Raw genomic sequence first — 14,428 nt, 5'->3', positions numbered from 1 at the left:
GGCAACCTTGAGCACCGCCACGCCCAGTGCCGACAGCGGCGCATCTGCGTCAAGCGAAAAGGAACCTTTCAGTCGACGAGTGTTGAGGCTAGAGCACCCAGCGAATGTGGGGCCTCTTACCCATATTGCGATGTGGCTCGTGGTGTTGGCTCTAGGTCTCTTTGTACCGGCCGCGACCAACTGGTGTATCGCCGCGACATTGATAGTTGTGCTCTCGCTACTGAACCTGTCGCTCACGATCGGTGTGATGCACATGCATACTCACAGGCCGCTGTTTGTGTCTCGAATACCGAACCGCGTGGTCGACTTTTTGTGTTGCCTACCCGGCAATCTAACCGCGGCAGAAATGCGCGAAGTGCACGTCCTCAGCCACCACCGCTTCAACGATGGACCCGGTGACGTTACCTCTACCAGAGGACGTGAAACCGGACTATCCGCCGTGTGGTACTGGATAAGATACGGCAGCATTGTAAAATACCACACCGTACGAATACTGTTCGCGTCCAACCCTTCAGACAGCCGACGTAAGCGACGCCACCAGTTCGTTCTCGATATGGTGCTGAACGTAATAGTAGTTGGTATCACGTGGTACCTGGTTGACTTCGACCGATTCATACTCTTCTACTGGGTGCCGTTGCTCATCACCCAGGTGAACGGGGGCTATTTCGCTTGGCTCAGCCATGCCCCCGCGAAAGGCTTCTCCGACGACGCGAGCACGTCCCTGAACAATGCCGGGAACATCCTTAACTTTTTCATCTTCAATCAGGGCTACCACAGTGTGCACCACCGCTACCCAGGCATCCATTGGAGCCAGATCCCTGACAAGCTCGACTACATGCGTCAAGTCAACCCCGGAGTCATCGTCCCGTATTGGATGGTGGCTCAGTCAGGTTGGCGCCTTCTAGTACCCGGCGGATTCCTCAATGAACGCTATGGCAATAAATGGAAAACCAGGCTGGAAACACGCCTGGCGACGGGCACTGTCCGCTCGCGATACCTGCCGTGGTTCGCATGGATCTGATCACAACAGGCCAGGTTAGAGACGTCCTATCAAGCCGCGCTCGGCTATTGCCGTTCCTATTCTCGTTTGCTGTCTACGGACTCGCCGGAATCACAGTGCCACTGATGCTGTTGTTCTTCGGCGGGTGGTGGTTACCAAAGACAGTGGACAGAAGTGCATCCTTGTCGACAGGATCTGCGGTCATTATTGACGTTGCGTTGTTAACACTGTTCGGCCTACAACATACGATTATGGCTCGGCTTTCGTTTAAAGCGTTCATCACCCGGTGGGTACCGGACGCCCTCGAGCGCACAATCTACGTCCTCATGGTGTGTTTAGTGATGTGGTTGATCTTTCTGTGCTGGCAACCAGTTCCACACCACGTCTGGTCAGCCGAGGGGGTTGCCGGAGTAATTCTTGACATCGGATTCTGGCTAGGCTTCGCTCTAGTTTATGCAGCGACCTTGCTATTAAACCACTTCTACTTACTCGGCATTACTCAGTCCTATCGGCATTACGTAACTCAGGTCCCAGATATTACTGTCGATCAACTACAGACACACGGGATTTATCGGCTAGTGCGCCATCCGCTGATGACTGGACTGTTAATCACTTTCTGGTGCACGAGCACGATGACAATGGGACATTTGCTGTGGGCATTCGGCATAACTGTGTACATCCTGCTGGGCACCTTCTTTGAAGAGCGTGATCTCGTCGCACGATTCGGCTCCTCCTATCGTGCATACGCCACTAAAGTTCCCGCTCTCATTCCGTCACCATTCAAGCTGTTTAAGCGACGCGTATGATTCAGGTCGGCTCGGCTGATAGGCCGGTGGATCTTGAAACCACCATTGCGATTATCGGTAGTGGGTTCTCCGGACTGGGTATGGCGATCCAGTTACGCAAGCGGGGCGATGAAGATTTCTTGATCTTCGAGAAGGCCAGCGATATCGGTGGTACGTGGCGCGACAACACCTATCCCGGCTGCGGCAGTGACGTGCCAACGTCTATATATTCGTACTCTTTCGAACAGAATCCGTACTGGTCAAAAATGTGGTCATCACAGCCAGAAATCCAGGCCTATTTGCAAGGGCTCACCGATAAGTACGATCTACGTCGCAAAGTAATATTCAACACCCAGATCGTCAGTGCGCATTGGGATGAAACAATTTCACGCTGGATCCTGCGTTCAGCGAACGGGCACAGGATCACCGCCCAGTTCATGGTCATCGGCACTGGCTTGTTGCATCAACCGCATATCCCGGCGTTCGACGGTATCGAGTCGTTCGAAGGGGCAATGTTTCATTCGGCGCGCTGGGATCACAGCGTGGATTTGGCAGGCAAAAAGGTAGCGGTCATCGGCACCGGCGCCAGCGCCATCCAAATTGTTCCCGCCATAGCCGAGCAAGTGGGACAGCTACAGTTATATCAGCGCACCCCACCCTGGGTGCTAGGGCGCAGTGACCCCACGATACCTAAGTTGGTTCAACAGCTTTTCGCAACGGCGCCTTTGACCCGCAACTTCTTCCGCGGTATCAGCTATTTGGTCGCCGAGTTGCTTGGCTTGGGATTGTATGGACCTGGCAAGCTCCATAAGGTTTTGGAGTGGGCCGCAAAGGCCAACATCCGTAAAAACATTCAAGATCCCGAGTTGGTAGCCAAACTCACCCCCAATTATCGGATCGGCTGTAACCATCTTCTTATCTCGCCCTTCTACTATCCGGCACTGGCCCGCTCCAACACTGAACTAGTTACTAACAGTATCGCCGAGGTGCGACCACAGAGCATCGTGACCGATGATGGCATCGAACGCAACGTAGATGTCATCATCTACGCCACCGGATTCCATACCACTACTACAGATCGGTTCGATATACACGATATCCGCGGCACCCGTGGTGAGTCACTTATACAAAGGTGGAACGCCCAGGGCCTTCAAGGCTATAAGGGAATCGCCGTGAACGGGATGCCCAATGCATTCTTCTTGTTGGGCCCTAACAGCGGGGTACTCAATACAGTAGTGTTGATAATAGAGCAGCAGATCACACACGTGCTGCGCGCTATCGATCTCACACGGCAGTACGCTGCTACCTCGATTCAGGTCCGCCAGCATTCCCAGGAAAGATTCAACGCCGGTATTCAACGCCGGTCGGATAAGAGAATATGGGCCAAAGGAGGATGTAACAATTGGTTCCTAGATTCCAAAGGCGTCAACCGCGCCCTATGGCCAGGTTCCGCCTGGAGTTACCACTGGATGATGCGGCAGTTCGACGAGTTAGAGTTCGAGTTCGACAACACCGTTCGCCCAGTCAATTCGGACGAACTCGATCCCTTCAAAATCCTAAAGAAATAGACGGGTACTGTTGTTTCAAGCTGTTTAAGCGACGCGTATGATTCAGGTCGGCTCGGCTGATAGGCCGGTGGATCTTGAAACCACCATTGCGATTATCGGTAGTGGGTTCTCCGGACTGGGTATGGCGATCCAGTTGCGCAAGCGGGGCGATGAAGATTTCTTGATCTTCGAGAAGGCCAGCGATATCGGTGGTACGTGGCGCGACAACACCTATCCCGGCTGCGGCAGTGACGTGCCAACGTCTATATATTCGTACTCTTTCGAACAGAATCCGTACTGGTCAAAAATGTGGTCATCACAGCCAGAAATCCAGGCCTATTTGCAAGGGCTCACCGATAAGTACGATCTACGTCGCAAAGTAATATTCAACACCCAGATCGTCAGTGCGCATTGGGATGAAACAATTTCACGCTGGATCCTGCGTTCAGCGAACGGGCACAGGATCACCGCCCAGTTCATGGTCATCGGCACTGGCTTGTTGCATCAACCGCATATCCCGGCGTTCGACGGTATCGAGTCGTTCGAAGGGGCAATGTTTCATTCGGCGCGCTGGGATCACAGCGTGGATTTGGCAGGCAAAAAGGTAGCGGTCATCGGCACCGGCGCCAGCGCCATCCAAATTGTTCCCGCCATAGCCGAGCAAGTGGGACAGCTACAGTTATATCAGCGCACCCCACCCTGGGTACTAGGGCGGAAGAACTGGGCGATGCCCAAGCTAGTTCAGCAAATTTTCGCACAAATGCCATTGATCCGCGGGCTATTCCGCTTCTGCGTCTATTTGGTGGCCGAGTTGCTTTGCTTGGGATTGTATGGACCTGGCAAGCTCCATAAGGTTTTGGAGTGGGCCGCAAAGGCCAACATCCGTAAAAATATTCAAGATCCCGAGTTGGTAGCCAAACTCACCCCCAATTATCGGATCGGCTGTAAGCGACTGCTGTTTTCGCCCTCCTACTATCCGGCACTGGCCCGCTCCAACACTGAACTAGTTACTAACAGTATCGCCGAGGTGCGACCACAGAGCATCGTGACCGATGATGGCATCGAACGCAACGTTGATGTCATCATCTACGCCACCGGATTCCAGATCGGTAACAGATTCGAAGGTCTGGAGATTTTCGGCATTGGTGACGAGTCACTCACGCAAAGGTGGGAAATTTACGGCGATCAAGCTCACTTGGGAGTCACGGTTACTGGAATGCCGAACATGTTTCTCATGTTGGGCCCTAACAGTGTGCTGACTCATAACTCGGTAGTGTTCATGATTGAGCAGCAGATCAAATACGTGCTGTACGCTATTGATCAATTGCGGCAGAGCACTGCTGCCGCAATTGAGGTGAGTCGAGATACGCAGAACCAATTCAACGAACACATCCAGCGTCAACTCGCTACGAAGATTTGGTCCAATGGGGGCTGCACAAGTTGGTTTTTAGACTCCAAAGGCACCAACCGAATCCTTTGGCCAGGATTCTCGTGGCAATATTGGCAAGCGATTCGACAATTCGACGATCTCAAGCTCGTCTCTACTGAAAGTCAATAGGCCAAATCACGAACTCTGGGTCGGCATCCAGTTGCCGTGAAATCCATTCGGCACTCGGGCAGGTAGGTGAACGGTACCAACGACGTGCAGCGTCGCAGCATCCAGCAACACAAGGTCGCTACGATCGTCGACTGAGTTATAAACGAAGCCCATGAGTACGCCATCGTCTTCACCGGCGTTCTCGCCGGATGGTACGAAAATGAACTCGCTAGCCTGGCGATGACCACCGAACGACACTTCAATGGTCGATTCCGTAAGCACGTCGTGCCGCAGTAAGGAACCGGGGGTAAAACGCGGATGTGAATTGGCTGGATAACTAACACAGTAGCCGTAACGATATGGCTGGCCGACCAGCCGGTCATCGACTCGAGGAAATTCCTGAGAGCGGTCATCGAGGGGCTGCACTCTGACATTTCCTGAGACCAAATCGATAATCCAGCGGTCAAGGGTGGCGGCGTCAGTCATCGGGTCTGCGCCTGGAACAACGAACATATCAGGGTGGCGGACTATGTCTAAGAATATCTGGTCCCCATCATCGTGAGCGTTCAGGCCATGGTAGATAAAGCATCTCGGCACCTCGAACCACCGAAGATCCGCGGCAGTACCGTCGCGTGGCAAGACGCCTACGCGTGTCGGCCTGTTCTGGTCAGACAAGAAAGGGAAGGGGAGGCTCGGGTTAATATCAATTCGGGCTGATGCCGCCATAACAATGTCAGCTAGGGGATCGGGCACGGCTCGCTTGCTGATTCGATTAAGTTGGCGTGTCAACCACTGCGACCAAGGCCCTCTTGCAACGGCGTCCCAATTGAGTACGACCGGTTGATCGTAAACAACCACATAACGCTCGGTGAGGGAGAAGTCATGCATTAGAGGCATCGCCGTCAGTTTGATATCGACAGTGTGGCGAATACATCCGTAAATATCAGCTACAGTGTAGCGCACGGCATGCCCAAATAGTGGCGAATAGGAGATGGCGTGCAATTCGCCGGTCTTCGGATCTCGCTTTGGAAGTGGAGCGTAGCCGCCGCGCAGCGTACCACCGAAATCGAAGCCACTGACAGTGTCCAAATTCTCGCTCAACTCATACGGCCGCACGCCGCATTCACCCAGAGCTAAAGTGCGGTTGGCATACTGAATTACATTGGTGTAAGCAGCGAAATCGATCCCCCCTTGGCTGGGCCCTCCAGTCCATTTCTCCCCCAATGCCCGAGCCGCGCTAGCCGCACGCACCCATCGGTTGCGGTACCACAGAGCCTGGCCGCCTATGAGGCGCAGTCCGTGCACCATCCCTGTGCCAAAGAACATCTGATAACGGGCGGGATCGGGGACACTTATCGGATTTGGCCCAATCCTCACATAGCGACCGTCCAAAAAATTGGGAATAATGCCCGTGACTGGTAGCTCAGTGGCGTCGATCTCTCGCTGCACTGGTGCGTAGTTGCCACTCAACGCCCAGTGCCCGGGTGTCCAACTCGCCCCTCGAGGGATGTCCTTCGGCATCTGAATCACGCGCCCCTCATTCGGTCTTCTGCCGTGCAAATTTTGTCGCAAGCGAACCTAGAAGGGACAACGGTGGCGACCACCAAAACCACCGACCCAATAAACCAGCGATACTGGGCACCACAAACGTGCGAACAATAAGCGTGTCGATAATAAGACCCGCCCCAATGGTTGTCCCGATCTGCTCAATAGTAAGTACGTTGCTAGATAGCATGGCAAGCATCGTAATTCCAAAGACAATTCCGGCGCTTGTTACCACTCCACCAGTGCCCCCGAATGTACGGATCATTGCAGTGCGGAGTCCCACTTTACCTTCAGTACAGGTGGTGAATGCCTCTTCACGCATACGCATGGTCAGCAATAAATTGTAGTCGGCACCCACCGCGACTAACGCGATAAGCGCAATAGACGGCACAGACCAATGAAATTCCTGCCCAAGCAGATCATGCCAAATAAGCGTGCTGACACCCAATGCTGAGACGTACGAAACGACCACCGTGCCGATCACTACCGTCGCCGCAACCGGGCTGCGGAGCATCACCAATACGATTAGGAAGACCGCCGCAAGCGCAACCGCCGCCAGCAGCACGAAGTCGCTGTGGACGTACCCCCGTAGTTGAGCGGTCGCGCTACCAAAACCAGCGATATTCACCGTGTTTACTGCAAGCGTGCCTTCTTTCGTCGCCGCCTTCACCGCTGCAACGATCTGCGTCGATCTCAGGGCACCATCGGCACCGAAGACCTGCCCTTCTCCGTAAACCAGAAGGCGCGTCGCGTGACCGTCGGGAGCGAAATACACGTCTGCCGCTCGCTGGAATTGAGGATCGGACCATGCTTGCTCCGGTAGATAATAGCCTCCCGCACTACTATTCTCGAAGTTAAGTCGCAGTCCTTGAAGGTATTCGGTAAGACCTGAGGACATGGTCCGAGTGTCTCCGACGATAGCTGTGAGTTCCCCGATCATTGAGTCGAGCTGTATTACTGCGGTGCGCATAGTTACAAGCGAGCGTGCCGCGTGCGCAAGCGTCTTGACCATATCCGCGGTGGCAGGACCCAATGCCCGCGCGCCCTGTGCGAGGGTATCTGTTGCCGCTACAGCAGAATCTATCGGCTCAACTACGTCTAGTACCAGCGAGCAGAACATATCTTTCGAGCAGGTCGGATTACCATTGATGAAGACTCGCAATGGGTCAACATAACGGGATATATGCCCCAGGGTGTCCTTCAGCTGCCCCATTCCGGAACTCATCGAGTCGAGACCGGAGCCGAGACTGCTAAGCCCATTCACAGAACTTGACAATCCCGCTTGCAGCTGTGATACAGCCGCTGAGAATTCGGCTAGCGTTGGCGTCAACCTATCGAACACCAAAAGGCGTTGGCGGAGCTTCGACACACCAGCATCAAGCTCGTCCCCGATCCTGCCGGCTTGATTGGTGATCGTAGCTTGCTCCGGGATCACACCTGCTGGACGGGAAGCGGATTGCACCATCGTAATACCAGGGATTTCCATGAGCTTGCTAGCTATTCTCTCGATGGCAATTATCCCGGCCGGATTGCGCAACTCATGGCCAGCCTCAATAGACACAATCTCCGGCATTAGCCGATTCGGCGGGAAGTGTCGGTCCATAGCTTGGTATCCGCGGTTCGCCGGCGTGGAATCGGGTTGTACCGCAAGCTCGTTGAACCCCAGCCGTAATCCAATAGCTGGCAACGCACAGACTAGCAACACAAGACCCGAGGCCACCAATACGGGGCCTGGCCACCGTGCCACCAATGTACCGACCAGTCGCCAGCGGCGGCTGGCTTGCGACCTCATGTTGCGTGGCTGAAGAAATCCGTGACGACCGGCCAAACCGATTAGCGCTGGCGACAGCGTAAGCGAGGCGAGCATTCCAGTGAGAATGCCTATGGCACAGGGTATTCCGGCGCTGCGTAGCAATCCGATGTCTGCAAGAGTTAGACAAGACAGAGCTGCAGCAATTGTGAGTGCGGACGCTACGATCACCGGCGCTACGCTGTGATTGGCGGCAAGGAGTGCCTGCTTATGTGGGTTACCGGCACGGCGTGCCTCGTGATAGCGCCCTATCAGGAAGATTCCGTAGTCGGTGGCTGCCCCAAGCACCATCGCAGCCAACAGAGCTACGGAGAAAATGGACACCTCGATAAGATTGCGGTCACCGAGAAAAGAGACTATCGATCGGGCAACCCCTAATGTGATTCCCACTGACAGCAGTGGAACAGCGGCAGTGATGACCGACCGGTAAACCAGCAGCAGTAGAAACGCAATAAGAACGACTGTTACTGCGGTAATTAAGAGCATCTGTTTGTCGATCACAGTAAATTCGTCATACAAACTCGCACCCGGACCAGTGACATAAGCGCCTAACCCCGATGGGATAGGCGTGCTTGCGATGGCTTGCCGCACCGAATCCAGCGCGGCGTTTGCTCGCGCGGAGCCAGGATCGCCTGCTAGCCCCAACGTTGTGTATACGGCCTTGCCGTCAGCACTCAAAGCTCCCTGCGCAGTCAACGGATCCGACCACAAATCGCTTATCGACTCGAGATGTGCTGGGTCAGCACGCAACTTGGCTAACAGCTGATCATGAAACATCCGCTCGGATGGGCCGAGCGGATGTTCGCTCTCCAGAACAAGGTTGTTAAGGTTGCCGCCGCTCCCGCCACCAAACAGCACACCCATGTGCGCCCCCGCGGCATTAACCGGCGAATTCGGTGGAAAGAACCCCCGCGCATGAGCATGCGCCGTACTTTCGACCTGCGGTACAAAAAGGTTACCTAGCGCAGCGGCTAGCAACCAAACCCCGATGACAAGCACGGCATGACGGCTGCAGAATCGGCCAATTACGTCCCCCACGTAGGCTGACACTACTGGTGAACAGATGGGTCCTCATCCGTTTCCAGGGATAAAGATTCGTCGGGTACCCCGGCTGGAACTGAACGACGCAATCCTGTGAGCATTACACCAGACAAGCGAATCTCGCCGGGAATCGAGCTTCGTCGAGGAGGCTCGTCGTCTGAGAATCGTTCCCCTCCAGAGTCACCTTCGCCGGAAACGCGACTACCCCAGCCGCTGCTTCAGGGCTTCGAACTCATCCTTGACACCGGTAGGCAGCTTGTCGCCGATGAACTCGAACCACTCTTCGATGAGCGGAAGCTCCGCCTGCCACTCATCGTTGTTCACCGCCAGCGCCTCCGCCACGTCACCCGCCTCGACGTCCAGGCCTGTGAGGTCCAGATCATCGACACCGGGCACTGTGCCGATCGGGGTGGACACCCCGTTGGCGCGGTGCTCAATCCGGTCGACGATCCACTTGAGGACGCGGCTGTTCTCACCGAATCCGGGCCACAGGAACCGGCCGTCGTCACCACGGCGGAACCAGTTGACGAAGAAGACCTTCGGGAGCTTGGATTCATCGGCCTGCTTGCCGACGTTGATCCAGTGGTTCAGGTAGTCGCCCACGTGGTAGCCCATGAAGGGCAGCATCGCCATCGGGTCGCGGCGCACGGTGCCAACCTTGCCTTCGGCGGCCGCGGTCTGCTCCGAACCCAATGTGCCGCCGATGAACACGCCGTGCTGCCAGTCCCGGGCCTCGGTCACCAACGGCACCGTCGTCTTGCGACGGCCACCGAACAGGATTGCCGAGATCGGCACACCCTGCGGGTCGTCCCATTCGGGAGCCAGGATGGGGCACTGCGACATCGGGGTGCAGTAGCGCGAATTCGGGTGTGCCGCTTTGGTCTCGGTCTCCCGCAGGATCCAGTCCTGACCCTTCCAGTCGATCAGGTGCTCCGGCTCGCCCTCCAGGCCTTCCCACCACACGTCGTTGTCATCGGTGCGCGCGACGTTGGTGAAGACGGTGTTGCCGGCCTCGATGGTCTTCATGGCGTTGGGGTTCGAGCTCCAGTTGGTGCCCGGTGCCACGCCGAAGAAGCCGAACTCCGGGTTCACGGCGTACAGACGGCCGTCCTCGCCAAAGCGCATCCAGGCGATGTCATCGCCCAAGGTCTCTGCCCGCCAACCGGGAATGGTCGGCTGGATCATGGCGAGGTTCGTCTTACCGCAGGCTGACGGGAATGCCGCAGCCACGTAGTACGCCTTGTTCTCCGGCGAGATGAGCTTGAGGATCAGCATGTGCTCGGCGAGCCAGCCCTCGTCGTGGGCCATCGCCGAGGCGATGCGCAGCGAGTAGCACTTCTTGCCCAGCAGCGCGTTGCCGCCGTAACCCGAACCGTAGGACCAGATTTCACGGCTCTCGGGGAAGTGGGTGATGTACTTGGTGTCGTTGCACGGCCACGGCACATCGTCCTGGCCGGGCTCCAGGGGTGCGCCGATGGAGTGCAGGGCCTTGACGAAGAATCCGTCGTCACCCAGCTTCTCCAGTGCGGCGGCACCCATGCGGGTCATCACCCGCATGGAGGCGACCACGTACTCCGAGTCGGTGATCTCCACGCCAAGCTTGGGGTCGTCAGCACCGAGCGGGCCCATGCAGAACGGCACCACCCACATGGTGCGCCCGCGCATGCTGCCGCGGTACAGCTCAGTCATGGTCGCGCGCATCTCGGCGGGGTCCACCCAGTTGTTGGTGGGACCGGCGTCCTCTTCGCGCTCCGAGCAGATGTAGGTCCGCGATTCCACGCGCGCGACATCCGACGGGTCCGACAGGGCCAGGAACGAGTTGGGGTGCCTTTCGGAGTTCAGACGCTGGAAGGTGCCCGCGTCCACCAGCTGCTGAGAAACTCGCGCGAACTCCTCATCCGAACCGTCAGCAAACACGACTCGATCGGGTTGTGTCAGCTCAGCGACCCCACGAACCCACGCAAGCAATCCCGCGTGTTTCGTCGGAGCGTTGTCAAGACCGGGAATGGTCGCTGCTGTCATCGAGAGCATCTCCTCTGTGGGGTACACAGGGCCACACGGGCACTGGTCGGCACCTAGATATATGAGGTTAGCGCTGGTGTCGTTCAGCGTGAAACGGGGTCATGGACAGTCCGTCATAGCCCTAGTAGCAGCGGTCCAGACCCCAGCTGTCCGACTCCGAGCGGTATTGCCTTGACAACGAAAAGATCGCCTGCGAGATTCCCGGCCTCTTGGGGTCCTCGACACGCACGGTGTCGTATTACTTACCGCCGACGCGGCCGTGTTCGATGAGCTCCCAGTGCGAACCCGATCCCCGCACCCAGGTTTCGTATGTGCCGTCCGCACCGAACGTGGTCACCTTGTCGGCGATGCCGTCCTCGTGGCTGCTGGAGACGATCTCAAGTCCCCCGTCGGGCTCATGCATGACGACGGTGTCACCGATGCCGTCGTGGTCGGTATCGATGAGATTCGTGCCCAGGTCCACCAGCCCGCCGTCGGTGGGCAGATACATGTGGTGATCGAGATGCATGTCGGGGCTCAGGGCATGCCCAGGCTCTGGCAGACCCTCCCCGGGCCCCCCAGGGATTCCCTGGTCAAAACCGTCGATCATGAGGTCATATTCTCGTCGCTCCCGGCGAGAACGTCCAGCCGTTCGGCGACTTTGGTTAGCGCCTTGTGCACCGACGGCAGGTCACGGTTGCGCAGGGCCGTTGCCCGTGCGGTGTTCATAGCGGCCTCGCGCAGCTCGGAGTCAATTTGCCCCACCCGGGCGGCCAGTTTGTCGTTCTCACGTTCGTCGATTTCCACCAGGTCGGCGTTGAGTCTGGTCTCCACCTCGAGCACGCGAGCGGCCACCCACTGCTCCAGGTATGCGCGCAGCTCGCCCATGGTGTCGCCCAACCAGCGGTCCAGCACGGTCCGGTCGTGCAGGAGCCCCCGCACCGCCACCAACCACACCGCGATCACGGCACCGGCCAGCAGGCCCACCGCCAAACCCACCGGCGCCAGTCCCGGACGTGCGTACGCCACCAGACGCGACACCGTCAACGCCGCGCCCAAACCGAAGAACACCCCGAACAGCGCCATCATCCGGGTCTCCAGACGCCGTGATCGCACCGGAGGATCACCCGCTTCCGGTGGCACCGGACGATTTGAGCTGGGGCGCGGCGCAACCCAGCGCTCGGTCACCTCGGCGGAAATCTCGGCAAGGTGTTCCTCGGTGCCCTGCTCCACTTCGGCGACCACCTCGGCCATGCGGCTTCGTACCCGGTCGCCGAAACCGGAGACGTCGCGTCGCTTCAGTTCGGCGATGTCCTCACGAAGTTCACCGCCCACCGAGCCGACCCGTTTGCGCGAGAAGTACAGCAGCGTCATCCGGGCCTGAGCGATGCGATTGCGCAGCGCCAGCGTCCGTTCGGACTTGCCCGAGCGTGTGCGCCGCACCGCCGCCTGCCGTTGATTGCGCAGTTCGTCCGCGCGCGCCCCCTCCCCGGCCTCCGGCGGCACGTTCAGCATTCCCTGCAAACGAGTTGCCCAGGCGCGCAACCGGTTCCGCTCACCCAGGGCGGGCTCTTCGCGGATCTTACGCACGGCGCGCGCCAGCTCATCGAGTCCCGGCGCCGCACCGCGCGTCGACACACCCAGCCACCTGATCCCGCTGAATCGGGAATCGTGCTGGGCCAGGATCTCGCGGTTTCGTTCCATGACGTCGCGCCAGGACTGGTGCACGTCGATCTTGGAAACCACCGCGATGAGCGCATCGGTGTTGGCGGCGGCCAACTGGATCAGCCCGCAGTCCGATGGGGTCAACGGTGCCGTCCCGCTGCACACGAAAACCACCGCCACCGGTGCCTGCCCGTGCCGCAGATCCTCGGGTTCGACGATGCGCACCCCCGACATGCGTGACTTCAGCTCGGCGGCCAAGGTGCTCGCGCCGGCCAACCAACTGCCGGTCACCATCACGGCATCGTGTAGCTCCACGCCCAGTGGACCGAGCGCGGGATCGACCGCCAGCACCAGCTCATCGACACGTTTGTCTGCCGAAGTGTTCACGCCCGCCCTCCGGCCCGGCGCCACAGGCGCAGCGACCCGCGCGCGATGTCGGTTCCCATCGCGGCATAGGTGGCGTTCACCGGTCCGGCGGCGAACCGCTGCCAGCGCTCGGCACGGTAGCGGTGATCTTCTGGGTGGTCACTGAGCTCCACAGCGATGCCCGCAGCCGTGGCGGCATCCACCGCGCACTGCATCGCGGCCACCACCACGTCGTCACTGTTCACGAAGGAATCGATCTGCATCGGCAGCACACCCGTCACCCCGATCTTGCGGAGATCGGACAGTACCGTGCGCATCCGGCGGTACCAGCCCTGCGCGATGGCCATGCGAATGGCGTTGACCACCGCGTCGATGCCGGACAGATCGCGCAGCAGCGAGCTGAGCCCCGGGGCCGCCAGGGTAGGAACCTGCCGTAGCGCCCCGATGGCGCATCCCATCGGGTACAGGTCCAGTTCATGCAGGATGCGCCGCCGCATCGCGACCGGCACTTCATGCGTGCACGTGACGAAGGCGTCGACGGAGCTGGTGTCGGCCGGGTTCTCGACCATCAGCTTGAGCGCCTCGACCATGCCGTCATCGAGACTGACCAACGGGACATGCGCGGACAACGGCAAGGTCGGAACCCGGGTCTCGGCGCGATACTGGGCGCAACGCGATACGGCTGCGCTCCAGGGCCCGCGTGCGGCGCCCGGATCGGTCAGATCCGCTTTGTTGAGAATCAGCACCTTGGGCGCGGTGGAGGCCTCCAAGACCACACGATCCTCGGGCTTGAGCGCCTCCGCGAAAACCACGATGTCCACGTCGGCCACGAGGGGGTCTGCCGCGTCGTCTTGGGGGATCGGCACCTCGATGAGCGCGTGCCCCGGCCCGTCTTCGGCCGGCAGGGTGCGGCCCAGCGCACCGATGACACTGGTGACCCCCACCCCGGCGCGGCCCCGGACGGTGACCCGCAGCGGATCCCCGGACCGCACCACGACATCGTGAATGCGCTGGCCACCGTGCACCTGACGAATCTCGGGACGCGTCGCGAACCGGTCGAGTGTCGCCCGGAAGACCTCAAACCCCCGCGTCATTGTTGCTTTTCCAGATCCAATCTCATCGTTCGTACGG

General features: G+C 58.5%; 10 protein-coding genes. 4 read left to right on the top strand and 6 right to left on the bottom strand.

Annotated elements, in window-relative coordinates; genetic code table 11:
- The first annotated feature begins 7 nt into the window (after window positions 1-7).
- The 4 genes from BKG76_RS13070 to BKG76_RS13055 are packed head-to-tail and all read left to right on the top strand — an operon-like array spanning window position 8 to window position 4,890.
- Window positions 8-1,021, top strand: a complete 1,014-nt coding sequence (locus tag BKG76_RS13070) for a fatty acid desaturase (RefSeq protein ID WP_070938016.1) — start codon at window positions 8-10, stop codon at window positions 1,019-1,021.
- Window positions 1,012-1,806, top strand: coding sequence for a methyltransferase family protein (locus BKG76_RS13065; protein ID WP_070938015.1), 795 nt, complete (start codon window positions 1,012-1,014; stop codon window positions 1,804-1,806). The genes BKG76_RS13070 and BKG76_RS13065 overlap by 10 nt, the downstream gene beginning before the upstream one ends.
- A complete protein-coding gene (locus tag BKG76_RS13060; RefSeq protein ID WP_070938014.1) occupies window positions 1,803-3,353 on the top strand; it encodes a flavin-containing monooxygenase in 1,551 nt (516 codons plus the stop codon). The genes BKG76_RS13065 and BKG76_RS13060 overlap by 4 nt, the downstream gene beginning before the upstream one ends.
- A 37-nt stretch (window positions 3,354-3,390) precedes the next feature.
- On the top strand, window positions 3,391-4,890 hold the full coding sequence (locus tag BKG76_RS13055; RefSeq protein ID WP_070938013.1) for a flavin-containing monooxygenase: 1,500 nt from the start codon (window positions 3,391-3,393) through the stop codon (window positions 4,888-4,890).
- Window positions 4,891-4,896: 6 nt separating this feature from the next.
- On the opposite strand, the gene BKG76_RS13050 is transcribed toward BKG76_RS13055, so the two are convergent.
- From BKG76_RS13050 to BKG76_RS13025, 6 genes are all read right to left on the bottom strand, one after another.
- A complete protein-coding gene (locus tag BKG76_RS13050; protein WP_070939194.1) occupies window positions 4,897-6,390 on the bottom strand; it encodes a carotenoid oxygenase family protein in 1,494 nt (497 codons plus the stop codon).
- A gap of 16 nt (window positions 6,391-6,406) precedes the next feature.
- Window positions 6,407-9,262 carry an MMPL/RND family transporter gene (locus BKG76_RS13045; protein ID WP_070939193.1) on the bottom strand — a complete coding sequence of 952 codons (2,856 nt, stop codon included), beginning with the start codon at window positions 9,260-9,262 and terminating at the stop codon, window positions 6,407-6,409.
- Window positions 9,263-9,466: 204 nt separating this feature from the next.
- On the bottom strand, window positions 9,467-11,287 hold the full coding sequence (locus tag BKG76_RS13040) for a phosphoenolpyruvate carboxykinase (GTP) (protein WP_070939192.1): 1,821 nt from the start codon (window positions 11,285-11,287) through the stop codon (window positions 9,467-9,469).
- A gap of 238 nt (window positions 11,288-11,525) precedes the next feature.
- Window positions 11,526-11,876 carry a DUF6802 family protein gene (locus BKG76_RS13035; protein WP_070938012.1) on the bottom strand — a complete coding sequence of 117 codons (351 nt, stop codon included), beginning with the start codon at window positions 11,874-11,876 and terminating at the stop codon, window positions 11,526-11,528.
- On the bottom strand, window positions 11,873-13,318 hold the full coding sequence (locus BKG76_RS13030) for a hypothetical protein (RefSeq protein ID WP_070939191.1): 1,446 nt from the start codon (window positions 13,316-13,318) through the stop codon (window positions 11,873-11,875). The genes BKG76_RS13035 and BKG76_RS13030 overlap by 4 nt, the downstream gene beginning before the upstream one ends.
- Window positions 13,315-14,391: an ERA-like protein 1 gene (locus BKG76_RS13025; RefSeq protein ID WP_070938011.1), complete on the bottom strand. Its 1,077-nt coding sequence runs from the start codon at window positions 14,389-14,391 to the stop codon at window positions 13,315-13,317. Before BKG76_RS13025 ends, BKG76_RS13030 begins: the two co-directional genes overlap by 4 nt.
- Window positions 14,392-14,428: the final 37 nt, after the last annotated feature.

The organism is Mycobacteroides franklinii (assembly GCF_001853795.1).
GTDB classification, from domain to species: domain Bacteria; phylum Actinomycetota; class Actinomycetes; order Mycobacteriales; family Mycobacteriaceae; genus Mycobacterium; species Mycobacterium franklinii.
This window is presented reverse-complemented; position numbering and strand designations above follow the sequence as displayed.

Bases quoted from the DNA above. Each gene is read 5' to 3' on its own strand.
- BKG76_RS13065 (WP_070938015.1), top strand. From the start codon at position 1,012: ATGGATCTGATCACAACAGGCCAGGTTAGAGACGTCCTATCAAGCCGC.
- BKG76_RS13060 (WP_070938014.1), top strand. From the start codon at position 1,803: ATGATTCAGGTCGGCTCGGCTGATAGGCCGGTGGATCTTGAAACCACC.
- BKG76_RS13055 (WP_070938013.1), top strand. From the start codon at position 3,391: ATGATTCAGGTCGGCTCGGCTGATAGGCCGGTGGATCTTGAAACCACC.
- BKG76_RS13050 (WP_070939194.1), bottom strand. From the start codon at position 6,390: ATGCCGAAGGACATCCCTCGAGGGGCGAGTTGGACACCCGGGCACTGG.
- BKG76_RS13040 (WP_070939192.1), bottom strand. From the start codon at position 11,287: ATGACAGCAGCGACCATTCCCGGTCTTGACAACGCTCCGACGAAACAC.
- BKG76_RS13035 (WP_070938012.1), bottom strand. From the start codon at position 11,876: ATGATCGACGGTTTTGACCAGGGAATCCCTGGGGGGCCCGGGGAGGGT.
- BKG76_RS13025 (WP_070938011.1), bottom strand. From the start codon at position 14,391: ATGACGCGGGGGTTTGAGGTCTTCCGGGCGACACTCGACCGGTTCGCG.